Annotated in this window: 1 pseudogene; it reads left to right on the forward strand. The window is 62.7% G+C overall.

The window, feature by feature from the left end:
• Nucleotides 1-16: 16 nt before the first annotated feature.
• Nucleotides 17-488, forward strand: a pseudogene (locus HBA93_RS18395) (pyridine nucleotide-disulfide oxidoreductase); the annotation flags it as partial.

Raw genomic sequence — 488 nt, forward strand, 5'->3', positions numbered from 1 at the left:
GCGGGGCGTCGCATGGGTGGAGGCCGCCGTCGCCGAATTCGACCCCGACGCCAATGCCGTGGTGACCACTACCGGGCAACGGATCGACTACGATTTCCTGATGGTCGCAACCGGGCTCAAGCTCAATTACGAAGCCATCGAGGGCATGGATGTTTCCCTGATCGGCCGCGATGGCATCGCCTCGATCTACGCCGGCCCCGAACAGGCCAGAGCTTCGGCAGCCGTCATCGATGGTTTCATCGACGCTGGCGGCGTCGGCCTGTTCGGCCGTCCTGCCGGCGAGATGAAATGTGCCGGCGCTCCCCTCAAAATCACCTTCATCACCGACGACAAGGCGCGCAGCCGCGGTCGCCGTGGTTCGGTCGAACTGATCTACAATGCGCACAACCCTGCGGTCTTTTCCGTTGTGCCGGTCAATGACAGGGTCGCCGAAATGTTCGCCGGCCGCGATATCGCCGTCAATTACAGCCATGTGCTGAAGGCGATCG

It is taken from the genome of Ochrobactrum sp. SFR4 (assembly GCF_019730395.1).
In the GTDB taxonomy this organism is placed as follows: Bacteria; Pseudomonadota; Alphaproteobacteria; order Rhizobiales; family Rhizobiaceae; genus Pseudochrobactrum.